General features: G+C 71.4%; 24 protein-coding genes. 9 read left to right on the top strand and 15 right to left on the bottom strand.

The window, feature by feature from the left end; translation table 11 throughout:
* Positions 1 to 12 precede the first annotated feature (12 nt).
* Complete coding sequence (locus QOL88_RS08535) at positions 13 to 735, bottom strand: nucleopolyhedrovirus P10 family protein (protein ID WP_097215849.1); 723 nt, start codon at positions 733 to 735, stop codon at positions 13 to 15.
* 83 nt (positions 736 to 818) lie between these two features.
* Between QOL88_RS08535 and QOL88_RS08530 the strand changes: the two genes are divergently transcribed.
* From QOL88_RS08530 to amaP, 5 genes are read left to right on the top strand one after another with little or no spacing between them, the layout of a single operon-like run.
* Positions 819 to 1289: an Asp23/Gls24 family envelope stress response protein gene (locus QOL88_RS08530; protein WP_097215848.1), complete on the top strand. Its 471-nt coding sequence runs from the start codon at positions 819 to 821 to the stop codon at positions 1287 to 1289.
* Positions 1290 to 1338: 49 nt separating this feature from the next.
* Positions 1339 to 1527 carry a hypothetical protein gene (locus QOL88_RS08525; RefSeq protein WP_031142734.1) on the top strand — a complete coding sequence of 63 codons (189 nt, stop codon included), beginning with the start codon at positions 1339 to 1341 and terminating at the stop codon, positions 1525 to 1527.
* A gap of 5 nt (positions 1528 to 1532) precedes the next feature.
* Positions 1533 to 1907, top strand: a complete 375-nt coding sequence (locus tag QOL88_RS08520; RefSeq protein ID WP_097215847.1) for an Asp23/Gls24 family envelope stress response protein — start codon at positions 1533 to 1535, stop codon at positions 1905 to 1907.
* A complete protein-coding gene (locus QOL88_RS08515) occupies positions 1904 to 2599 on the top strand; it encodes a DUF6286 domain-containing protein (RefSeq protein WP_097215846.1) in 696 nt (231 codons plus the stop codon). The genes QOL88_RS08520 and QOL88_RS08515 overlap by 4 nt, the downstream gene beginning before the upstream one ends.
* Positions 2596 to 3186, top strand: coding sequence for an alkaline shock response membrane anchor protein AmaP (gene amaP, locus QOL88_RS08510; RefSeq protein WP_097215845.1), 591 nt, complete (start codon positions 2596 to 2598; stop codon positions 3184 to 3186). The genes QOL88_RS08515 and amaP overlap by 4 nt, the downstream gene beginning before the upstream one ends.
* A 26-nt stretch (positions 3187 to 3212) precedes the next feature.
* Here the strand turns inward: amaP and QOL88_RS08505 are convergent, their stop codons facing one another.
* The 9 genes from QOL88_RS08505 to QOL88_RS08465 form a co-directional block, all read right to left on the bottom strand.
* Positions 3213 to 3968 (bottom strand): SDR family oxidoreductase, encoded by a 756-nt coding sequence (locus QOL88_RS08505; RefSeq protein WP_097215844.1) that lies wholly within the window; start codon positions 3966 to 3968, stop codon positions 3213 to 3215.
* A 5-nt stretch (positions 3969 to 3973) separates the two neighbouring features.
* A complete protein-coding gene (locus tag QOL88_RS08500; RefSeq protein ID WP_097215843.1) occupies positions 3974 to 5758 on the bottom strand; it encodes a glycoside hydrolase family 15 protein in 1785 nt (594 codons plus the stop codon).
* A gap of 152 nt (positions 5759 to 5910) precedes the next feature.
* On the bottom strand, positions 5911 to 6708 hold the full coding sequence (locus QOL88_RS08495; RefSeq protein ID WP_257027647.1) for an SURF1 family cytochrome oxidase biogenesis protein: 798 nt from the start codon (positions 6706 to 6708) through the stop codon (positions 5911 to 5913).
* Positions 6709 to 6757: 49 nt separating this feature from the next.
* Complete coding sequence (locus tag QOL88_RS08490) at positions 6758 to 6991, bottom strand: metallothionein (RefSeq protein WP_097215841.1); 234 nt, start codon at positions 6989 to 6991, stop codon at positions 6758 to 6760.
* A gap of 79 nt (positions 6992 to 7070) precedes the next feature.
* The gene (locus QOL88_RS08485; protein WP_097215840.1) at positions 7071 to 8072 is read right to left on the bottom strand and encodes a DEDDh family exonuclease; all 1002 of its coding nucleotides are present in this window, start codon (positions 8070 to 8072) and stop codon (positions 7071 to 7073) included.
* Positions 8073 to 8328: 256 nt separating this feature from the next.
* Entirely contained in the window at positions 8329 to 9354 is a 1026-nt protein-coding gene (locus QOL88_RS08480) for a CopD family protein (RefSeq protein ID WP_097215839.1), read from the bottom strand.
* Between the two features lie 47 nt (positions 9355 to 9401).
* Positions 9402 to 9932: a hypothetical protein gene (locus tag QOL88_RS08475; protein WP_097215838.1), complete on the bottom strand. Its 531-nt coding sequence runs from the start codon at positions 9930 to 9932 to the stop codon at positions 9402 to 9404.
* Between the two features lie 95 nt (positions 9933 to 10027).
* On the bottom strand, positions 10028 to 11554 hold the full coding sequence (locus QOL88_RS08470; protein WP_097215837.1) for a S8 family peptidase: 1527 nt from the start codon (positions 11552 to 11554) through the stop codon (positions 10028 to 10030).
* Between the two features lie 62 nt (positions 11555 to 11616).
* Positions 11617 to 13146, bottom strand: a complete 1530-nt coding sequence (locus QOL88_RS08465; RefSeq protein WP_097215836.1) for a S8 family peptidase — start codon at positions 13144 to 13146, stop codon at positions 11617 to 11619.
* A 254-nt stretch (positions 13147 to 13400) separates the two neighbouring features.
* On the opposite strand from QOL88_RS08465, the gene QOL88_RS08460 reads away from it, so the two are divergent.
* The 3 genes from QOL88_RS08460 (at position 13401) to moaA (ending at position 16540) form a co-directional block, all read left to right on the top strand.
* Entirely contained in the window at positions 13401 to 13757 is a 357-nt protein-coding gene (locus tag QOL88_RS08460) for a DUF485 domain-containing protein (protein ID WP_097215835.1), read from the top strand.
* Positions 13754 to 15379 (top strand): monocarboxylic acid transporter, encoded by a 1626-nt coding sequence (locus tag QOL88_RS08455; RefSeq protein ID WP_097215834.1) that lies wholly within the window; start codon positions 13754 to 13756, stop codon positions 15377 to 15379. Before QOL88_RS08460 ends, QOL88_RS08455 begins: the two co-directional genes overlap by 4 nt.
* A 171-nt stretch (positions 15380 to 15550) precedes the next feature.
* A complete protein-coding gene (moaA, locus tag QOL88_RS08450) occupies positions 15551 to 16540 on the top strand; it encodes a GTP 3',8-cyclase MoaA (RefSeq protein ID WP_097215833.1) in 990 nt (329 codons plus the stop codon).
* A gap of 9 nt (positions 16541 to 16549) precedes the next feature.
* Here moaA and QOL88_RS08445 read toward each other — a convergent pair whose 3' ends face one another.
* Positions 16550 to 16780: a hypothetical protein gene (locus QOL88_RS08445; protein ID WP_097215832.1), complete on the bottom strand. Its 231-nt coding sequence runs from the start codon at positions 16778 to 16780 to the stop codon at positions 16550 to 16552.
* Between the two features lie 236 nt (positions 16781 to 17016).
* Complete coding sequence (locus tag QOL88_RS08440) at positions 17017 to 17412, bottom strand: DUF3099 domain-containing protein (RefSeq protein WP_097215831.1); 396 nt, start codon at positions 17410 to 17412, stop codon at positions 17017 to 17019.
* A 245-nt stretch (positions 17413 to 17657) separates the two neighbouring features.
* On the opposite strand from QOL88_RS08440, the gene QOL88_RS08435 reads away from it, so the two are divergent.
* On the top strand, positions 17658 to 17939 hold the full coding sequence (locus QOL88_RS08435) for a GlsB/YeaQ/YmgE family stress response membrane protein (protein ID WP_097215830.1): 282 nt from the start codon (positions 17658 to 17660) through the stop codon (positions 17937 to 17939).
* 60 nt (positions 17940 to 17999) lie between these two features.
* On the opposite strand, the gene tyrS is transcribed toward QOL88_RS08435, so the two are convergent.
* Genes tyrS through QOL88_RS08420 form a run of 3 tightly spaced genes read right to left on the bottom strand, consistent with a single transcriptional unit; the run spans position 18000 to position 22235 of the window.
* The gene (gene tyrS, locus QOL88_RS08430) at positions 18000 to 19268 is read right to left on the bottom strand and encodes a tyrosine--tRNA ligase (RefSeq protein WP_097215829.1); all 1269 of its coding nucleotides are present in this window, start codon (positions 19266 to 19268) and stop codon (positions 18000 to 18002) included.
* Between the two features lie 43 nt (positions 19269 to 19311).
* Positions 19312 to 20715 (bottom strand): metallopeptidase TldD-related protein, encoded by a 1404-nt coding sequence (locus tag QOL88_RS08425; protein WP_097215828.1) that lies wholly within the window; start codon positions 20713 to 20715, stop codon positions 19312 to 19314.
* Positions 20712 to 22235, bottom strand: a complete 1524-nt coding sequence (locus tag QOL88_RS08420; protein ID WP_097215827.1) for a TldD/PmbA family protein — start codon at positions 22233 to 22235, stop codon at positions 20712 to 20714. Before QOL88_RS08420 ends, QOL88_RS08425 begins: the two co-directional genes overlap by 4 nt.
* Positions 22236 to 22462 lie beyond the last annotated feature (227 nt).

The following is a 22462-nucleotide window of genomic DNA, read 5'->3' as shown; positions in this document are numbered from 1 at the left end:
CCGGGAGCGTGGTCAGCCGACCGCGCTCACCACGACCGCCACCGTCGGGTGATCCGACAGCGTCCTCCTGACCGCCCTGCGGACCTCGTGGGCCACGTCCCGGGCCCGCTGGTCCGCACCCACCGCCAGCTCCAGCCGGACATGCCGGTGGGGCAGCGCTGCGCCCTCGGGGAACAGCAGCTCGATGTGCACGGGGTGGCCCAGCGTGCCGGTCAGATGGAGTACGCCCCGGACCCCGAGCGCGGCGGCGGCCACCCGGCCCTCGTCGTCGCCCTCGGCCAGGGCGGCACTCGGGGGCTCGGGAAGCCGCGCGGCGACCCCGGCCTCCCCGGGTCCCTCCTCCTCCAGCAGCCCCGTCACCCGCAGGTCCACCTCCGTCACCGTCAGGCCGAGCCGCTGGGTCGCCGCGGCCGCCAGGGTCTCCCGCAGCAGGGCCGCCGTCGCCGGCAGGGGCTGTGAGGCCGTCGCGGCGAACTCCGCCGTCACCCGCAGCGGACCGGGCGGCAGCGCACTCGGCGGCGCCGGTACGGCCGGCTCCTCGGTGTCCTCCGGGTCGGCGCCCGCGACACGGAGCGCGTCGAGACGCACGCCCGGCGCGTCCCACGCCGCGCTCCGCAGCACCGCCTCGGCTGCCCGCTCCGCGATCCACGCGCCGTCCCGCGCGTCACCCAACGGCAGAAGCCTGCCGATTCCCAGCTGATGTCTCACTGCCTGTGTCCATCGATCGGCCGTCATTCCTCCAGCCTGCCGCATCAGAGGCGCGCTTCCCCGCAACCGTGCTTACCGTGGTCGAAGGACGACGAAAAGGACGTACGGCGATGACTGACATGACCGAGAACCGGGGCGGGGAGAGCGAGACCGCGGCGGTACGCAGGAGCCCGTTGGCCAAGCACAGCGGAGACGCCGGTTCCCGCGGGCGGACGACCATCGCGGACGGCGTCGTGGAGAAGATCGCCGGCCTCGCCGCACGGGACGTCGACGGGGTGCACGCCATGGGCAGCGGCATGTCCCGCACGTTCGGAGCAGTGCGCGACCGCGTGCCCGGCGGCACCAAGTCGGTGTCGCGCGGTGTGAAGGCCGAGGTCGGCGAAGTGCAGGCGGCCCTCGACCTGGAAATCGTGGTCGAGTACGGCGTGTCGATCGCCGATGTGGCCCGCGACGTACGGGAGAACGTCATCACCGCCGTGGAGCGGATGACCGGCCTGGAGGTCGTCGAGGTCAACATCGCGGTGAGCGACGTGAAGCTGCCGGACGAGGAGGAAGAGGAACCGGAGCGCCGGATCCAGTGAGGCACGGGCCATCGGACAACGACACAGCGGCTGAGGAGCTGAGGAGCGCATGAGCATGGCCGTGGTCGGCATGATCGCCGGCATGGCGCTGGCCTTCGCCGGATATTTCGGCGGATTCGGCGCCTTCCTGCTGGTGGCGGCACTGGGCGCCGTCGGCTTCGTCGTCGGCCGGTTCCTGGACGGGGACCTGGAGTTCGGCGACTTCTTCCGCCCTCGCGAACGTGAACGGCGGCGGTGACGCCCATGAGTACGGGGGCCGGTGAGCTCGACAGACCCCGGACCGTCGTCCCGCCGGGTGAGCGCGGCGCGACGCGGATCGCCGACCGGGTCGTCGCGAAGATCGCCGCGCAGGCGGCCCGCGAGGCCGTCGGCACGCTGCCTCCCGACGCCGACAGGCCCTCCGCGTCCGTCGCCGTCCACCATGAGGTCGCCCACGTCCGGATCCAGCTCGAACTCGGCTACCCCTGCGACATCGGCGCCCGCTGCCGCACGGTGCGTCACCAAGTCGTCGAGCGGGTGAACACCTTGGCGGGCATGCAGGTGCCGGAGGTCGTCGTCCAGGTGGAGCGGCTGCACCTGGACGCGGCGCTCGGCGCGGTACAGGGGAGGACGCAATGAGCGAACCCCGGGGCACTCAGCCCCCCGAGGACAGCACACAGCGCCTGCCCGTCCTCGACAAACAGGGGACGGACAACGGCGACGGACCCGACCGGGCCGAGTCGTCGCCCGCCCCCGGGCCACCGCCCGAACTCGAGGGCGAGGGCGGCCACGAGAGCCGCTTCTGGTCGGCACGGCGCGTCCCCGCCGGCATCGTCGCCCTGCTGCTCCTGGGCCTCACCGGGCTGTTCCTCTACGACATCGTCTCCGTGCGCGCCGGCCGTCCCGGCATGGCTTGGCGCCGGGAACTGGCCGACCAGCTCGCCGAACGGCCGCTGGACGACACCTGGGTGCTCGTCGGCGCCGGGGTGGCCGCCGTCCTCGGCCTCTGGCTGCTGATCCTGGCCGCCACACCCGGCCTGCGGGACGTGCTCCCGATGCGGCGCAGACATGCCGGCGTACGCGCCGGACTGCACCGGGACGCCGCCGCCACCGCGCTGCGGGACCGGGCCATGGAAGTGTCCGGCGTGCAGTCGGCACGGGTACGGGTGCGCCGGAGGCGGGCGCGCGTCCGCGCCGTGTCGCACTTCCGGGAACCGGACGACGTACGAACCGATCTGGACGCCGTGCTCGCCGACGCGGTCCGCGGACTGGGGCTGTCCCGGCCGCCCTCGCCGTCGGTCCGCGTCCGGCGGCCCGGCCCGAAGGGGTGAGAGTGGTGCTCAGGACCGTCAACCGCGTGTTCCTCGGCCTTGTGGGCCTGGTCCTGCTGGTGCTGGGCGGCTCCGTCCTGGCCGTCGGCCTCGGCGTCTCGGCACCCTCGTGGTGGATCCACGACAGCAAGCACGACGTGCTGCTGAGCAACGCCGAGCGCACCCGCTGGCGCGACGACGGCTGGTGGTGGCCGGTCGTCATCGCCGTCCTCGCGGTCCTGCTGCTGCTCGCCCTGTGGTGGCTCGTCGCGGTGCTGCGCCGACGCCGCCTGGCCGAGGTACTCGTCGACACCGGCGACGGTGAGGGCGCGCTCCTGCGCGGCAGGGCCCTGGAGAACGTCCTCACCCAGGAGGCGGCCCACATCGACGGCGTGGGCGGAGCACACGCGCACCTCAAGGGACGCCGCCACAGCGTCCCCGAGGCCCACGTACGCCTCGCACTGGAGCCGCACGTGGACCCGGGGACGGCACTGACCGACTTCACGACCGGCCCCCTCACCCACGCCAAGACGTCGGCGGGCCTCGCCTCACTCCCGGCGGAGGTGAGGCTCAAGGGCGTCAAGCACGGCGCCGAACGGGTGAGTTGAGGACCCGCAGAGCCGGTCGGGGCCCGTCAGAAGCCGTGCCGCGCTCCACCGTCGACCGGCACCATGACGCCGGTCAGGTAGGAAGCCGCGGGCGACATCAGGAACGCCGCCACCCGCCCGAACTCCTCCGGAGCCCCGTACCGCCGCAGCGGGATCCGCGACTCGGACGCCGCCCGGGTCGCCTCGGGGTCCGCCGACAGCGCGTCCAGCTGCCGCACCCGGTCGGTGTCGATCCGCCCGGGCAGGACACCGACCACCCGGATGCCGCGCGGCCCCAGCTCGTCGGAGAGCGACTTGGCGAACCCGGCCAGCCCCGGCCGCAGCCCGTTGGAGATGGTCAGCCCCGGGATCGGCTCGTAGACCGACCCGGACAGCACGAACCCGATGACGCCGCCGGCCTCCATCTCGGCGGCGGCGGCGCGGGCCAGCCGTACCGCGCCGAGGAACACCGACTCGAACGCCGTCTGCCACTGCTCGTCCGTGTTGTCCGCGACGAAGCCGGCCGGCGGGCCGCCCACGCTGATGAGCACGCCGTTGAAACGGCCCCAGTGCTCCCGCGCGGCCGCGATCAGCCGGGCCGCCGCCTCCGGGTCGGCGTTGTCGACGGCGACCCCGACCGCGTTCGGTCCCAGCTCGGCCGCCGCCTCGGCGACGGTCTTCTCGTCCCGCCCCGAGACGATCACCTTCGCCCCGTCCGCGACGAGCTCACGCGCGGTGGCGTTGCCGAGGCCCCGCGTGGCCCCGGTGACGACGTACACCCGGTCCTTCAGTCCAAGATCCATGGTCCCTATCCTGCCCCGTCCTCACCGAACAGGGCGAGGGCGGTGTTCACCAGCCCGATGTGGCTGAACGCCTGCGGGAAGTTGCCGAGGTGCCGGCCCGTCACCGGATCGAACTCCTCGGACAGCAGCCCGACGTCGTTGGCGAGCCCCGCCAGCCGCTCGAACAGCTCGCGGGCCTCCTTCGTGCGACCCGTCATGTACAGGGCGTCCGCGAGCCAGAACGAGCACACCAGGAAGGTGCCCTCGCCGCCGGGCAGCCCGTCGACCTCCCCGTCGTCCGTGCTGTAGCGGCGCAGGAAGCCGCCGTGGGCCAGTTCCTCGCGGACCGCGTCGATCGTGCCGATCACCCGCGGATCGTCCGGAGGCAGGAATCCCACGCGCGGGATGAGCAGCAGCGCGGCGTCCAGTTCGCGAGAGCCGTAGGACTGCGTGAAGGTGTTGCGTTCGGCGTCATAGCCCTTCTCGCACACCTCCTCGTGCACCTCGTCGCGCAGCGCGCGCCAGCCGTCCAGGTCGCCGCCCAGCTCCGGATGACGCTCCAGGGTGCGCACGGCCCGGTCGGCGGCCACCCACACCATCACCTTGGAGTGCACGAACTGGCGCCGGCCGCCGCGCACCTCCCACAGTCCCTCGTCCGGCTGCCGCCAGTTCGTCTGGAGGAAGTCCATCAGGGCGGTCTGCAGCGCCCACACGTCCGGCTGGGCGGACAGGCCCGACTCACGGGCGAACGACAGGGAGTCCATGACCTCGCCGTAGACGTCCAGCTGGAGCTGTTTCACGGCGTCGTTGCCGATGCGTACGGGGGCGGACCCGAGGAAGCCGGAGAGCCACGGCAGCTCGAACTCGGGCAGCCGTCGCTCGCCCGCGACGCCGTACATGATCTGCAGGTCCGCGGGGTCGCCCGCGACCGCGCGCAGCAGCCAGTTGCGCCAGGCCTCCGCCTCATCCTGATAGCCCGCGGCGAGCAGCGCGTTCAGGGTGAGGGTGGAGTCGCGCAGCCAGCAGTAGCGGTAGTCCCAGTTGCGGACCCCGCCCGGTTCCTCGGGCAGCGAGGTGGTGGGGGCGGCGACGATGCCGCCCGTCGGGGCGTAGGTGAGCGCCTTGAGGGTGATCAGGGAGCGGACGACGGCGTCCCGGTACGGGCCCTTGTAGCGGCAGCGCGACACCCAGGCCCGCCAGTCCTCCACGCTGTGGCGCAGTGCGTCGTACGGGTCGATGAGCGGCGGCCGCGGCTCGTGGGAGGGGTGCCAGGTGAGGACGAACGCGACCTTCTCCCCCTTTTTGACGGTGAACTCCGCGTGCGTGCCGTAGTCCTCGCCCCAGCTGCTCGCCTCCGGCTCGCTGCGCAGCCAGGTCGAGTCCGGGCCGGCGACCGCCACGCGGTGGCCGTCGACCCGGCGTACCCAGGGGATGATCGAGCCGTAGTCGAAGCGGAGCTTGAGGACGCTGTGCAGCGTCACCTCGCCGTCGAGGCCCTCGATGACGCGTACGAGGTCGGGGGCGCGGTCGCGTTGTGGCATCAGGTCGGTGACCCGGACGGACCCTTGCTCCGTCTCCCACTCGGTGTCCAGGACGAGGGTGTCGCGGCGGTAGGAGCGCCGGGTGCAGCGGTCCGCGCCCACGGGGGCGATGCGCCAGTAGCCGTTGTCCTCGTCACCGAGCATTCTGGCGAAGCAGGCGGCCGAGTCGAAGCGGGGCAGGCACAACCAGTCGACGGATCCGTCCGTACCGACCAGGGCCGCGGTCTGCTCGTCGCCGATGAGCGCGTAGTCCTCGATGCTGGGGTGCACGGAGTGCGGGTTCCCGGCAACTCGGCGTGGCAATCAGGGCGGGGGCCGGGGGAGTGATGTGCCCCGGCCGGCAGAACGGGGGCGCCGGCCCCGACGCCCCGGGGCCCGTCCACCGCCGGTGTCTCCACCCCGTCCACCGCCGGCGCCGGTGCCTACACCGCCGCCGGCTCCGCCTCCGTCGTGTCGGCCGCCTCGGCCGCCTTCCGGGCCCGGTCCCTGGCCTCGCGGCGGGCCAGGACCGTCCAGCCGACCGGGACGGCCGCGGCGAACAGCCACCACTGGATGGCGTACGCGTAGTTCAGCGCCGCGTCCTCCTTGCCCGGGTTGCCCATCAGCTCGGGGGTGTCGCCCTTGGGCTCGGGGGACGTCTGGGCGATGTAGCCGCCGAGCACCCGGGCGTCCAGGCGCCGGGCCTGCTGCTCGCTGCTGATCAGCATGATCTGCCGGTCGGGCAGGCCCTGGAGGTTCTTGATGCCGCTCGCCGCGGTCGTCTCGTCGGGCATCAGCCGCCCCTTGACGGTGACCTCGCCGCCCGGCGGTGCCGGGACCTTCGGGAACGTCGTCTGGCTCGGGCCGTCGGAGGGGATCCAGCCCCGGTTGACCAGCAGCACCTTGCCGTCGTCCAGGACGAGCGGGGTCAGCACGTGGTAGCCGACCTCGTCGTCGGAGTTGGTGCGGCGCCGGACGACGACCTCGCCCTCGGTGTCGAAGCGGCCCTTCGCGGTCACCGTGCGGTACCGCTCGGCGCTGGTCACGGTGTGCCCGGGCGCCGTCAGCTTCTCCACGGGCACCGGCTCGGCCGCCAGCGCGTCGGTGACCAGCTGGTTCCGGGCGGTGCGCTCCTCGTAGCGATGCATCTGCCAGATGCCCAGCCTGATCATCGTGGGGATGAGAAGCAGGGCGATCAGCGTGAGGATCACCCACTGCCGGGACATCAGGAAGCGGTACACCCCACGACCGTACAACTCGGTCGTGGGGTGCATTCAGGCGGGTACGGGTTCACACCTTGTCGACAATTCCTACCTTTCCCTCCGCGCGGGCGCAGTGGGCGCCGCAGTACCAGTGGCCCTCGACCTCGACGCCCTGGCCGATGATCTGCACCCGGCAGTGCTCGCAGATCGGGGCCATGCGGTGGATCGCGCAGGAGAAGCAGTCGAAGACGTGCACCGAGCCCTGCGCGTGCACCTCGAAGGTCATTCCGTACTGATTGCCACATACCTCACAGGTCGCCATGCGCCACAGGGTGGGCCGTCGTCCCCGCGCGGGCGAGCGGGCGCCGGGCGAGTCGCCCGGCAATCACCCGTCCGTACGGTCACCCCTCCGACGCGGGCTCCACATCCGCGAGGAGTTGCCCGAACGCCGCCTCGTCCACGACCGGCGTGCCGAACTGCCGGGCCTTGACGACCTTGGAGGTGCCCGAGTCCGGGTCGTTCGTGACGAGCAGGCTGGTCAGCCGGGACAGGCTCGTGGCCACGTGCAGCCCGGCCTCGGTCGCGCGGTCCTCCAGCAGGTCCCGCTCGGTGGAGGTGTCGCCGGAGAAGGCGACCCGCATGCCCTGCTTGAGCCGCCCGCCCGGCTCGTACCGCCCGGGATTGGGGTAGGGGCAGGCGGGGCGCTTGCGGGACGGGCGCCAGCTGCTCGGCCGGTAGCCGCCGTAGCCCCCGGGGCCCGCCTGCTGTCCGATGCGGGGCGTGGCGGGGCGGTCCGCCCATTCGGTCAGCGGCCGGCACTCGTGCAGCGGCAGCCGTACGTTCTTCGCCGCCGCGGCCCGCAGGCTCGGGCGGAACGCCTCCGCCAGTACGCGCGCGTCGTCCAGCGCGTGGTGCGCCCGCTGCTGGACGACGCCGAAGTGCGCGGCGAGGGACTCCAGCTTGTGGTTGGGCAGCGGCAGTCCGAGCTCCTTGGAGAGCGCGATGGTGCACAGCCGCTGCCGCACCGGCGCCTCGCGCTCGGCGCGTGCGTACTCCCGGGCGATCATCTGCCAGTCGAAGACGGCGTTGTGCGCGACGAGGACCCGGTCGGCCAGCCGGGCGGTGAACTCCTCGGCGATGTCCGGGAAGAGGGGCGCCCCCTCGAGCGCCTCGCTCGTCAGCCCGTGGATCCACACCGGTCCCGGGTCGCGCTCGGGGTTGACGGTCGTGTACCAGTGGTCCTCGACCTCGCCGCGCTCGTCCAGCCGGTAGACCGCCGCGGAGATGATGCGGTCGTCCCGGGCCAGGCCCGTGGTCTCCACGTCAACGACCGCGTACCCCTTGGGATACGCGGTCGGCCACGGCGTGGCGGAGAACACTGCGGTCGTGAGGTCTTCCAGCATGGTTCCTGAGGATACGGGCCTCGACTGACAGCCCCGTCCGCCAGGTGCGCCTGCCGGGGTCCTCCGACGCCCCCTCAGGCGTGTTGTCCGGTCTGTCCGTTCACGGGGCGTACGTCTGATCGATGCTCAGTCGATCAGACGTACGTCTCGCCCGTCGACGTCCCTCTTCATCCCGTGTCGGATGGGCGGGGACCGCCAAGGAGCAAGCGCGTACCGTGGAGATGCGCACCGCCTGAGACCGGCCGGCGCAACGGCGTCACCAGCGGATGGGCACCGGAAGCACCGTCAGCAGTCCGGACGCCGCGACCGCCAGGCCCAGGGCGGCGACCTCGGCCCGGGCCGGCGCGCAGGCGGTCAGCGGGTCGGCCGCCCGGCGCAGCCTCCGCCGGGCCCAAGCGGCGAGGGTGGCTACGACCACCACGAGGAGCACCTTGGCGAGCAGGGCGCGCCCGTACGCCGTCCCCGTCAGCTGCTCCAGGACCGTCTCCGGCGGCATCCGGCGCAGTGAACTGCACACGCCCGTAGCGGTGATGGCGGCCAGCAGCACCACCGCCACGCGCGCGTAGTGACCCAGCAGGGCCGCACCGGCCGCCGTGCCGCCCCGGCCGGACCAGAGCCGCAGCACGCGCAAGGCGTGCAGGAGTCCCCCCACCCACAGTGCCGCGCAGGTCAGATGGACGAGCGTCAGCGCGGAGCCGGTCAGCGGGCTCTGCTCGGTCGTGGGGTGGGCGCGCAGGGCCTCGGCGACGACCAGGGCGGCCAGCGGCCACACCTGTGTGGCCGGACGGCGCGACACGGCGCACAGCCCCGCCGCGAGGAACGCGTTGACCTCCAGCAGGGCCAGCTTGCCGTCCCGGGACGCGTAGAGTCCGCCGACGTCGATGTCCGCCACCTCGCCCGGCACGAGATTGCCGGTGGCCACGAGCGTGGCGAGCCCGAGGGCGGCGACGAAACCGGCGGCGGCCGCGACGGGGGACCAACTGCGGGGAAGAGCCGGGGGCCCGGCCCGCGTGCCGGGCAGCGAACGCGCCAGCCGGTTCACGAACAGTTCGCCGACGGGTATGCACAGCGCCGCGAACAGCACCGTGCGCAGCAGGGCCATGCCGCCGGCGCCGGGCACTTCGGCCTCACCGGTGCCGTGCAGCGCGGCGGACGGGCCGAGCAGCGGGATCGACGCGGCCAGTGCCACCAGCACCAGGACGGCGACGGCCCGGCCCGCACCGATGGGCCGCAGCGGGCCGCGCGAACCGGTCGCCCCGGGTATCGGTCTTGGCGAAGTCACCCCAGGATCTTCACCAACCTCCACACGGCGGGGCAAGTCGGCCGTACTCACTCACCCCGGGACGCCGCCGCCCACCACAGCCGCACCTCCTTGTTCTCGTCCGTCGGCCGCAGCTCCCACCCCTGCGCGAGCGCGACCTCGGCGACGTACCACCCGCCGACCCCCCGGTAGTGCCGCAGGGGTATCGCGCACTCCACGGGCGGCCTCGGCTTCTTCGGCTCGACCGGGGCGGAGGCCCGGGCGGTCCACTTGCCCACCACCTTCTCCACGCGCGCCTTGTAGTACTCCACGTCGCCCTCGTGACGCAGCTCCCGCCAGGACACGCACCAGGAGGCCAGCCACCCGACGCGGTCCAGCGCCCCGCCCAGCGCGTCGAGGTAGCCCCGTTCGAGGGTTTTGCTGAAGGTCGTGACGACCTCCGCGAACATGCCCACGACGAGGAACACGGCGAACACCGCCGCCCACAGCACACACACGACCGGGAACCACAGCACACTGCCGGCGAACCGCAGGGCCAACTGCCACTGCGGTCGCGTGGGTCGGGCTGTCCAGGTCATCGGATCCTCGTACACGTCCATGACAAGGAATCCTGCCGCAGGCGTGAAACGGGCCGGACGGATACCCCCGCCCAGCCCGGATCACCTTCACACAAGCTCTACTTGCTCTGCTTGCTCTACTTGGTCACCGCGTCCAGCGCGTCCGCGATGCCCCAGCCGTAGAAACCGTTGCGGTTCTTCGAGCCCTCGCACACCGCGTCGATCTTGCCGTCGCCGTTGATGTCGTACGGATCCGTGCACGGCGTGGCGTCGGCCTCCGCGTACAGCAGGGCCTTCACCAGCGCCGGAGAGGCGTACGGGTGCGTCGACTTGATGAGCGCGGCGACGCCCGCGACGTGCGGGGACGCCATCGACGTACCGGCCATGTAGCCCCACTTGCCGCCCGGCAGCGTGCCCAGGATGAGGCCGCTCGTGGCCGGCGCGTCCGGCTTCTGGTAGGCGGTCGAGTCGCCGCCCGGGGCGGCTATGTCGATGACGCCCAGCCCGTGGTTGGAGAAGGACGACTTGATGCCCTTCGCACCCGTCGAGGCGACCGTGACGACACCCGGCAGCTGCGTGGGGATGTCGAGGCACTTCGAGGGGTCGACGACCCGGTCGCCCGGCGTCGTGTCGTTCGGGGACGACGGGTCGGTGATCTCGTCGGAGGCGAGGTCGTAGTTCTCGTTGCCCGCCGCGGCGACGTTGACCGCGCCCTTCTTCTCCGCGTACCGCGAGGCCCGGCCGACGGCCTCCACGAGCGCCTTCTGGTCCGGGTCGTTCTTGCAGTTGAAGTACCAGGGGTCCGTGTAATAGCTGTTGTTCGTGACGTCGACCCCGTGCTCGGCCGCCCACACGAAGCCGCAGACCACGGCCTCGGTGTAGAAGAAGCCGGCCGTGGTGGACACCTTGATGCCGGAGACCTTCACACCGGGCGCGACACCGGTCATGCCGACGCCGTTCTTGGCGGCGGCGATCTCACCAGCGACATGGGTGCCGTGCGGGCTCTCCTCGGCGCTCGGCCGCCAGGCCCCGTCGGCCGTGTCCGGCTTGCCCGACACGCAGTTGACCGACGCCTTGCGGTCGAAGTTGGGCGCGATGTCGGGGTGGGTGTCGTCGACACCGGTGTCGATCACGGCGACCGTGACCCTCTTGCTGCCCAGCGTCTTCTCGTGCGCCTTGTCGGCCTTGATGGCCGGCAGGTCCCACTGCTGGGGCTGCAGCGGGTCCTGCCCGGCGGGCGCGTCAGCCGCGGCGACCTCGGCCGCGCTCAGCACCTTCGGCGCGCCCAGGTCACCGGTCGACGCCGACGGGAGCGGCGCGGTACGGGTGGCGCCCGCCGACTGCACGCCGCGGACCTTGCGGATGGTGCTGGCGAAGTCGGCGTTCGAGGAGTGGACGACGATGACGCCGATCTGGTCGTACGACGTCACGATCGTGCCGCCGGCCTTCACGACGGCCTTCTTCACGTGCGCCGAAGTGCCGTGCCCCGGCTTGACGTTGACGACGTAGCTGAGCGAGGTCGCGTCGGCCTGGGCGGCAGCGGGGGCCGGGGCGTCCTCGGCGGCCGTGGCCGCGGTGTTCGGCAGGAACGCGAGGGCCGTGGCCATGGCCATCCCGGCCGGGATCGCGGCGGCGCGACGGTAGCGCGCGTACGGCGCAGTCATGGTGTCTCCAGTTCGTTCACGGTACGAGCTGATCTTGCGAGGGGTCCCGGTGAGCGGTCGGGTCACTTGACCGCGCGCAGCGCGTTGACGATCCCGTGCCCGTAGAAGCCGTTGAGGCGCTTGCCGCCCTTGCAGACCGCGTCCTGGGTGCCGTCGCCGTCCTGGTCGTAGGAGGTGGGGCAGGCGGTCTCGTCGGCCTGTGCCTTCAGCAGCGCCTGGAGCTGGGCCGGAGACGCCCAGGGGTGCTTGGACTTCAGCAGCGCGGCGACCCCGGAGGCGTGCGGCGAGGCCATCGAGGTGCCTTGCAGGAAGCCCCATGTGCCGCCCGGCAGGGTGGACAGGATGCGGCCGTTCTTCGAGGGCGTGTCCGGGGTCTGGTAGCGCCCGTCGCCACCCGGCGCCGCCACGTCGACGACGCCCTTGCCGTACGTCGAGAAGTACGACTTGACGTTGTCGACACCCGTCGAGCTCACCGTGACGACACCCGGCAGCTGGTTCGGCACGTCGAAGCACTCGTGCGGGTCGATGGTGCGCTCCACCGGGGTGGAGTCGTCGGGGCTGGAGTCGTCGACGATCGCGTCCGAGTCCAGGTCGTGGTTGGAGTTGCCCGCGGCGGCGACGTTGAGCGTGCCCTTCTTCTGGGCGTACAGCTGTGCCCGGTTGACCGCGTCGACGATGGCCCGCTGGTCCGGGTCGTCCATGCAGTTGTACAACCACGGGTCGACGTAGTAGCTGTTGTTCGTGATCTCGACGCCGTGGTCGGCGGCGAACACGAACGCGCACACGACGCTCTCCGGGTAGAAGAGGCCGTTCGCCCGGTCGGTCACATTGATGCTGGACACCTTCACACCGGGCGCGACGCCCGCGACGCCCACGCCGTTGCGGGCGGCGGCTATCTCACCCGCGACGTGCGTGCCGTGGTAGTCCTCGGCGGTGTACGGCCGCCAGGCGCCCTCGCTGGTGTCGGGCTTGCCGCCGGCGCAGTTGGCGGACTGGGACGCGGAGAAGTTCGGGGCGATGTCGGGGTGGGTGTCGTCCACGCCGGTGTCGATCACGGCGACGGTCACCTTGCGGCTGCCCGGGTTGATCCGGGCGGCCTTGTCGGCGCCGATCGCGCGGAGGTCCCACTGGTCCGCCTCGAGGGGCTCGCTCTCGGGCGTCTTCGCCGAGGCGGCCTCGGTGCGCTTCGCCTGGGCGCCCGTCAGGTACTCGACCGCGCCCTCCTCCTTCGTCCCCGCGGCCGTCAGCGGCGTCGTCCGCGTGGCGCCGGCCGACCGCACCCCGCGCGCCTTGCGGACGGTCGTGGCGAAGTCGGGGTTCGAGGAGTGGACGACGATGACGCCGATCCGCTCGTACGTGGTCACGACCGAGCCGTCGGCCTTCGCGATCGCCTTCTTCACCGAGGCGATCGTGTGGCGGTCCACCTTGGTGTTGACGACGTACGCCAGCATCGGCGCGTCCGCCGTCCGGGTGGCCGACTCCGCCTGCGGGGCCGCCGACGCGGCGGCCGGCAGGAAGCCCAGCGAGGCCGTCAGGGACAGCACGACGGGCACAGCGAGAGCGAGCCGGCGTCTGGAACGCAAGTGAGACATGGGGTCTCCACATCCTCCGGAAACGAAACCGGCCCGAGGCACAGGTGGTGCTCGGGCAGGTACATGACGTGGTGGTGCAGGGCGAAGCTATCCCGGCCTCTCGCTGGCCAGCAACGCTTTGTCGAAACGACTTCGGAAAGAACGCCGGGTGGTTGAACCGGTTCTCCCGTGCCGCCGTGACGTTGAACAAGGAGCGCGAGGACACTCGCCTCCGCCCCCGTTCACAACCGCTTCCGTCCCTGCGAGGAGACTCCGTGGCCACCGACGCACCGCCCCCGTCGAAAGAGCAACACAAGCTCCCCTCACCCGAGGAGTTCGCCGAGGTGCAGGAGAGCGCGGAGTTCGGTGAACTGCGCCGCTCCTACCGCTCCTTCGCCTTCCCGCTGACCGTCGGCTTCATCGCCTGGTACCTGCTGTACGTCCTGCTCTCGAACTACGCGGGCGGCTTCATGGGCACCAAGCTCTTCGGCAACATCAACGTCGCCCTCGTCCTCGGCATCGCCCAGTTCGTCACCACGTTCCTCATCGCCTGGTGGTACTCGCGGCACGCCGCCGCGAAGCTCGACCCCAAGGCCGAGGCCATCAAGACCCGGATGGAGAGCGGCGCATGAGCCCCGTACAGCACACCCTTCTCGCCGCGAACGAGGCCAGCGAGCACCGCCCGCTGATCATCACCCTGTTCGCGCTGTTCGTCCTCGCGACCCTCGGCATCACCATCTGGGCGGGCCGCCAGACCAAGGACGCCGCCGACTTCTACGCCGGCGGCCGCCAGTTCAGCGCCTTCCAGAACGGCCTCGCCGTCTCCGGCGACTACATGTCCGCCGCGTCGTTCCTCGGCATCGCCGGCGCCATCGCCCTCTTCGGCTACGACGGCTTCCTCTACTCCATCGGCTTCCTGGTCGCCTGGCTGGTCGCCCTGCTCCTGGTGGCCGAACCACTGAGGAACTCCGGCCGCTACACCATGGGCGACGTCCTCGCGTACCGCATGCGCCAGCGCCCGGTGCGCACCGCCGCCGGCACCTCCACCATCGTGGTGTCGATCTTCTACCTGCTGGCCCAGATGGCCGGAGCGGGCGTCCTCGTCTCGCTGCTGCTCGGCATCACCTCCGACGCCGGCAAGATCCTCATCGTCGCCCTCGTCGGCGTCCTGATGATCGTCTACGTCTCCATCGGCGGCATGAAGGGCACCACCTGGGTGCAGATGGTCAAGGCCGTGCTGCTCATCGGCGGCACCATCCTGATCACCTTCCTGGTGCTGCTGAAGTTCAACTTCAACATCTCCGACCTGCTCGGCCAGGCCGCCGAGAACAGCGGCAAGGGCGCCGCCTTCCTGGAGCCCGGCCTGCAGTACGGCGCGACCGGCACCTCCAAGCTCGACTTCATCTCCCTCGGCATCGCCCTGGTCCTCGGCACCGCCGGCCTGCCGCACATCCTGATCCGCTTCTACACGGTGCCCGACGCCAAGGCCGCCCGTAAGTCCGTGAACTGGGCCATCGGCATCATCGGCGGCTTCTACCTGATGACCATCGCCCTCGGCTTCGGCGCCGCCGCACTGATCTCCCAGGACGAGATCATCGCGTCCAACCCGTCCGGGAACACGGCCGCACCCCTGCTCGCCCTGCATCTGGGCGGTGTCGACTCGACCTGGGGCGCGATCCTGCTCGCCACCATCTCGGCGGTGGCCTTCGCGACGATCCTGGCCGTCGTCGCCGGCCTCACCCTCGCCTCGTCGTCCTCCTTCGCGCACGACATCTACGCCAACGTCATCCGCAAGGGGCAGGCCTCCGGCGCCGAGGAGGTCCGCGCGGCCCGCTGGGCGACCCTGTTCATCGGCATCGTCTCCATCGGCCTCGGTGCCCTCGCCCGCGACCTGAACGTGGCCGGCCTGGTCGCCCTCGCCTTCGCGGTCGCCGCCTCCGCCAACCTCCCCACGATCCTCTACAGCCTGTTCTGGAAGCGCTTCACCACCCAGGGCGCACTGTGGTCGATCTACGGCGGTCTGATCGTCGCCGTCGGCCTGGTGCTGTTCTCGCCCGTCGTCTCCGGCGACCCCAAGGCGATGTTCCCCGAGGTCGATTTCGCCTGGTTCCCGCTGAAGAACCCGGGCATCATCTCCATCCCCTTCGGCTTCCTCATGGGCTGGCTCGGCACGGTCCTGTCCAAGGAGGAGCCCGACGCCAAGAAGTACGCGGAGCTGGAGGTCCGGTCCCTGACCGGCACCGGAGCCCACTGAGCACGACCCCTCCCGCGCGGCCGTGTCGTAGGAACCTCCAGGTCCCTGCGACCCGGCCGCGCCGTGCGTCGTGGGATCGGGCCTGTGGCGTTGTCGGTGGCGTCACGTAGGCTCGCAGGTGTCGGAGAAGCAGTGCCGCACGCATGATCCGCGACGAGGGAGGGGGCCCACGTGCTCATCGACACCTACGGCCGGGTGGCCACCGACCTGAGGGTCTCACTGACCGACCGGTGCAACCTGCGCTGTACGTACTGCATGCCCGAGGAGGGCCTGCAGTGGCTGGCCAAGCCCGATCTGCTCACGGACGACGAGATCGTCCGCCTGATCGACATCGCGGTCACGTCCCTCGGGATCGAGGAGGTCCGTTTCACCGGCGGCGAGCCGCTGCTGCGCCCGGGCCTGGTCGGCATCGTCGAGCGGGTCGCGGCGCTGGAGCCCCGCCCCCAGATGTCGTTGACGACCAACGGCATCGGCCTCAAGCGCACGGCGGCGGCCCTGAAGGAGGCGGGCCTGGACCGGGTCAACGTCTCCCTGGACACCCTCCGCCCGGACGTCTTCAAGACCCTCACCCGCCGCGACCGCCACAAGGACGTCATCGAGGGCCTGTACGCCGCCCGCGACGCGGGCCTGACCCCGGTCAAGGTCAACTCGGTCCTGATGCCGGGGCTCAACGGCGACGAGGCCCCCGACCTCCTCGCCTGGGCCGTGGAGCACGACTACGAGCTGCGCTTCATCGAGCAGATGCCCCTGGACGCCCAGCACGGCTGGAAGCGCGACGGCATGATCACGGCCGGGGACATCCTGGCCTCCCTGCGCACCCGCTTCGAACTGACCGCCGAGGGCGAGGAGAAGCGCGGCTCGGCACCGGCGGAGCGCTGGCTCGTCGACGGCGGACCGCATGTCGTCGGCGTCATCGCCTCCGTGACCCGGCCGTTCTGCGCGGCCTGCGACCGCACCCGCCTCACGGCCGACGGCCAGGTCCGCACCTGCCTGTTCGCCCAGGAGGAGACGGACCTGCGCGCCGCACTGCGCTCGGGCGCCCCGGACGAGGAGATCGCCCGCATCTGGCGCCTGGCCATGTGGGGCAAGAAGGCGGGAGCGGGCCTGGACGACCCGACGTTCGTGCAGCCCGACCGGCCGATGTCGGCCATCGGAGGCTGAGGCCCGCCGTCAGGCGTTCCGGGGCGGGGAGTCCTCCGACTCCCACTCCTTCAGCAGGACCACGTCCTTCAGGAACCCCCGCACTCCGAGGAACTGCGATAGATGCTCGCGATGCTCCTCGCAGGCCAGCCACGTCTTGCGCCGCTCCGGCGTGTGGATCTTCGGGTTGTTCCACGCCAGCACCCACACGGCCTCGGCGCGGCAGCCCTTCGCGGAACAGATGGGCGTCTCGTCACTCACAGCTTCGTCTCACCACTGCACATCATCACGGCACAAAAGGCGACGCCGAGCAGCCACGGGGGGAGCTGCCCGGCGTCGGTCCGTCGCTCCGACGGGGGATGCGGAGCGCGTACGAAGTATGTCACGGGTAACCCCGGGCCCGGCACTGGAACAACATGATTGATCTGAGCTTTTCTTGAGCTTGGCGGGAAGGTGACTTCCCTTCCCGAGCCCTCGTGATCTCCCCGCGGGTGCCCCTACCGCTCGTGCGATTCGCTCCCCGCACCTGGCACCGGCCCGGACACGGCGTCTTCCGCGACGGATTCCGCCCGCTCTCCACCGGGGCCCGGCGGCGCGATCATCGGACGCGTCTGCGACACCACGTACGTCGACGGCAGAGACGGCGCGTTCTCGCGCCCCGCGTTCGCGATCACCACCGCGATGTACGGCAGCACCAAGCCGAGCACCAACGCCACGATGGCGACGTGCCGTTCGACGTTCCACAACGTCGCCGCCAGGATCACGGAGATCGTGCGGACCGTCATCGAGATCACGTACCGGCGCTGCCGCCCGCGTACGTCCTCCTGGAGTCCCGCCCGGGCGCCGGTGATCCGGAAAACCTGGACGTTGCCGCCGCCATGCTGCTTCCGCATCGCATTCCACCATCCGCCCGTATCGGACTCTCCCCGCCCCGTAGCCGCCCTCGGCCGGTCGGGGAAACCTGACCAGGACAGCTCCCACGTTACGCCGCGGCCGGGTCGGCTACGAGACCGGGTGGCGCACCGCCCCGGCGTACGCCCTGCGCCGTCCCGCGTACGGCCCGCGTCGGCATGCGGCGTACGACGCCTGGGCCGACACTGGCCGTAATGCTCGCGTCGAGCCGTACGAGGAGGCAGCAATGGGCTGGTTGTGGGCGATCATCGTAGGACTGGTGCTCGGCCTGCTCGCCAAGGCGATCATCCCTGGCAAGCAGCACATTCCCCTGTGGCTGACCGTCATCCTCGGCATGATCGGCGGTATCGCCGGCAACGCCATCGCGCGGGCGGCCGGTGTCGAGGCCACGTCGGGAATCGACTGGTGGCGGCACATCTTCCAGCTGGTGATGGCGATCATCCTCGTCGGTCTCGGCGACCGGGCCTGGACGGCGGCCAGGGGAGACAGAGGCAAGGCAAAGGCCTGACGGGGCGCACGGCGAAGGGGGCGGCCTCCGGCACCGGAGACCGCCCCCCTCCACGCGCGCTCAGCCGCCCGTGACCTCGACCGCGGCCAGGTTCTTCTTGCCCCGGCGCAGCACCAGCCAGCGGCCGTGCAGCAGGTCCTCCTTGGCGGGGACGGCGTCCTCACCGGCGACCTTGACGTTGTTCACGTAGGCGCCGCCCTCCTTGACCGTGCGGCGCGCGGCCGACTTGCTGGCCACCAGGCCGACCTCGGCGAACAGGTCGACGACCGGGCCGGGCTCGGAGACCTGGATGTGCGGCACCTCCGACAGGGCCGCGGCCAGCGTCCGCTCGTCCAGCTCCGCCAGCTCGCCCTGGCCGAAGAGGGCCTTGGACGCCGCGATCACGGCGGCCGTCTGGTCGGCGCCATGTACCAGCGTCGTCAGCTCCTCGGCCAGCGCGCGCTGCGCGGCCCGGGCCTGCGGACGCTCCTCGGTCTGCCGCTCCAGCTCCTCCAGCTCCGCACGGGAGCGGAAGGACAGGATGCGCATGTACCGGGAGATGTCCCGGTCGTCCACGTTCAGCCAGAACTGGTAGAACGCGTACGGCGTCGTCATCTCCGGGTCGAGCCAGACGGCGCCGCCCTCGGTCTTGCCGAACTTGGTGCCGTCCGCCTTGGTCATCAGCGGCGTCGCCAGCGCATGCGCGGTCGCGTCCGGCTCCAGGCGGTGGATCAGGTCCAGGCCCGCCGTGAGGTTGCCCCACTGGTCGCTGCCGCCCTGCTGGAGCGTGCAGCCGTAGCGCCGGTACAGCTGGAGGAAGTCCATGCCCTGCAACAGCTGGTAGCTGAACTCCGTGTAGCTGATGCCCTCGGAGGACTCCAGGCGCCGGGCCACGGAGTCCTTCGTCAGCATCTTGTTGACGCGGAAGTGCTTGCCGATGTCACGGAGGAACTCGATCGCGGAGAGGTTCTCCGTCCAGTCGAGGTTGTTGACCATGACGGCCGCGTTCTCGCCCTCGAAGTCCAGGAACGGCTCGATCTGGGCGCGCAGCTTGGCGACCCAGCCGGTGACCGTCTCCGGGTCGTTCAGCGTGCGCTCCGCGGTCGGGCGCGGGTCGCCGATCAGGCCCGTGGCACCGCCGACCAGCGCCAGCGGCCGGTGACCGGCCTGCTGGAGCCGGCGCACGGTGAGCACCTGCACCAGGTGCCCCACGTGCAGCGACGGCGCCGTCGGGTCGAAACCGCAATAGAACGTGACGGGACCGTCCGCGAGCGCCTTGCGCAAAGCGTCCTCGTCAGTGGACAGGGCGAACAGCCCGCGCCACTTCAGCTCGTCGACGATGTCCGTCACGGTTCTCGTATCTCCTTGCGTGGGCTCGTAATCAGGTACGAGGTTATACGCCCTGGCTGACAGAGCTCATATTGAAGTCCGGCACCCGCAGGGCCGGCATCGCGGCCCTGGTGAACCAGTCGCTCCATTCCCGCGGCAGCGTCTTCTCGGTCCGCCCCGCCTCCGTGGCCCGGCCCAGCACCCCGACCGGCGACTCGTTGAACCGGAAGTTGTTCACCTCGCCCGTCACCTCGCCGTTCTCGACCAGGTAGACGCCGTCCCGGGTCAGACCGGTGAGCAGCAGCGACGCCGGGTCGACCTCGCGGATGTACCACAGGCAGGTCAGCAGCAGGCAGGGCCCGCGATGGTCCGTGTTCGCGACCATCTCCTCCAGGGACCGGTCCTCGCCCCCGTCCAGGATGATGTTGTCGATCCCCGGCGCCACGGGCAGACCGGTCAGGCCCGCGCTGTGCCTGCTGGTCGTCAGATGCCGCAGCTCGCCCTCGCGCATCCACTCGGTGGCCGCCAGCGGCAGCCCGTTGTCGAACACCGACTGATCGCCCCCGGAGGAGTGCGCGATCACGAACGGCGCCGATTCCAGGCCCGGCTCGTTCGGGTCGCTGCGCAGGGTCAGCGGCAGGTCGGTCAGCTTCTCGCCGACCCGCGTGCCCCCGCCCGGCTTGGAGAACACCGTGCGGCCCTCGACAGCGTCCCGGCCCGACGCCGACCACATCTGGTAGATCAGCAGGTCCGCCACGGCCGTCGGCGGCAGCAGCGTCTCGTAGCGCCCCGCCGGCAGCTCCACCCGCCGCTCGGCCCACCCGAGGCGCACGGCCAGCTCCGCGTCCAGGGCCGCCGGGTCGACGTCCTTGAAGTCCCGCGTGGAGCGCCCGGCCCACGCGGACCGGGTCCGGTCCGGTGACTTGGCGTTCAGCTCCAGCGTCCCGTTCGGCTGGTCGTGCCGCAGCCGCAGCCCCGTGGACGTGCCGACGTACGAGGACACCAGCTCGTGGTTGGCGAAGCCGTACAGCTCGCGGCCGCCCGCACGCGCGCGTGCGAAGGCCTCGCCGAGGGCGGGGGCGAAGTCGGCGAACACGGCGGAAGAGGTCTCGACGGGCGGCTCCGTGAACGCCGGCGCCTGGGTCACCCCAGTGACCAGCGGCTGCGCGTCCTCGGCGGGTCCGGCGCCGCGCGCGGCGGCCTCGGCGGCCCGCACCAGGGGCTCCAGCTCGTCGGGGGTCACGGCGGACCGCGACACGACCCCGGAGGCCGTGCCCTCCTTGCCGTCGACCGTGGCGACGACGGTGAGCGTGCGCCCGCGGGTGACGCCGTTCGTGGTCAGCGCGTTGCCCGCCCAGCGGAGGTTCGCGGTGGACTGCTCGTCGGCGATGACGACACAGCCGTCCGCCCGGGACAGTTCGAGGGCGCGCTCGACGACCTCGTGCGGCTTGCTGGAACGCGCGCTCATCGACCGGCCTCCTGGGTCGTGTTCAGAATGTTGACGCCCTTGAACAGGGCCGACGGGCAGCCGTGCGAGACGGCGGCGACCTGCCCGGGCTGGGCCTTGCCGCAGTTGAAGGCGCCGCCGAGCACATAGGTCTGCGGCCCGCCCACCGCGGACATCGAGCCCCAGAAGTCGGTGGTCGTCGCCTGGTAGGCGACATCGCGCAGCTGCCCGGCGAGCCGCCCGTTCTCGATGCGGTAGAAGCGCTGACCGGTGAACTGGAAGTTGTAGCGCTGCATGTCGATCGACCAGGACCGGTCGCCGACGACGTAGATGCCGCGCTCCACACCCCCGATCAGGTCCTCGGTGGACATCCCGGCCGGGTCCGGCCGCAGCGACACATTGGCCATGCGCTGCACCGGTACGTGCCCGGGGGAGTCGGCGTAGGCGCAGCCGTTGGACCGCTCGAAGCCGGTCAGCTTCGCGATCCGGCGGTCCAGCTGGTAGCCGACGAGCGTGCCGTCCTTGACCAGGTCCCAGGACTGGCCCTGGACGCCCTCGTCGTCGTAGCCGATGGTGGCCAGGCCGTGCTCGGCGGTGCGGTCGCCGGTGACGTTCATCAGCTCCGAGCCGTAGCGCAACTTGCCGAGCTGGTCGAACGTGGCGAAGGAGGTGCCGGCGTAGGCGGCCTCGTAGCCGAGCGCCCGGTCGAGCTCGGTGGCGTGCCCGATGGACTCGTGGATGGTCAGCCACAGGTTGGACGGGTCGACGACCAGGTCGTAAAGGCCCGGTTCCACGCTCGGTGCGCGCATCTTCTCGGCGAGCAGCTCCGGGATGCGCTCCAGCTCGCCCGCCCAGTCCCAGCCGGTGCCCGTCAGGTACTCCCAGCCGCGTCCCACCGGCGGTGCGAGGGTGCGCATGGAGTCGAACTCGCCGCTCGACTCGTCCACCGACACGGCGTTGAACACCGGGTGCAGCCGCACCCGCTGCTGTGTGGTCACCGTCCCCGCGGTGTCGGCGTAGAACTTGTTCTCGTGGACCGTGAGCAGTGAGGAGTCGACGTGGTCGACGCCGTCGGCCGCCAGCAGCCGGGCACTCCAGTCCGCGATCAGCCCGGCCTTCTCCTCGTCGGGCACGGAGAAGGGGTCGGTCTCGTACGAGGAGATCCACGTCTTCTCGGCGTGCACCGGCTCGTCGGCCAGTTCCACACGCTCGTCCGAGCCGGCCGCCTTGATCACCTGGGCGGACAGCTTGGCCATCGCCACCGCCTGCCCGGCGACCCGGGCGGCGGCGTCCATGGTGAGGTCGACGCCGGACGCGAAGCCCCACGTACCGCCGTGCACCACCCGCACCGCGTACCCGAGGTCGGTGGTGTCCGACGAGCCGGCGGGCTTGGCGTCCCGGAACCGCCAGGAGGCGCCCCGCACCCGCTCGAACCGGAAGTCCGCGTGCTCGGCGCCCAGCGCACGCGCGCGTGCGAGGGCCGCGTCGGCGAGGGCGCGTAGGGGGAGGGCCGTGAAGGCCTCGTCGATGGTATGAGGCACCGCCGTCTCTTTCTGTCGAGGTGACCGTGGTTGCCGTACGTCGTGACTGCTCCGATCATGTCGTCCATCCCGCGCGCGGGCCATGAGTTTCCGGAGCCGGGCCGACGGGTTTCTGTAGGGACCCGACAGTGAGTCCCGTACGCCACTGTCGGTGCCCGATTGTCCGCGGGCGTGCCCGGACCGATAGGTTTTCGAAGAAGCCGCCTGTCATCACCGCCTGTCGTCCA

Origin of the sequence: Streptomyces sp. Ag82_O1-12 (genome assembly GCF_900182715.1) — a bacterium.
In the GTDB taxonomy this organism is placed as follows: domain Bacteria; phylum Actinomycetota; class Actinomycetes; order Streptomycetales; family Streptomycetaceae; genus Streptomyces; species Streptomyces massasporeus.
This window is presented reverse-complemented; position numbering and strand designations above follow the sequence as displayed.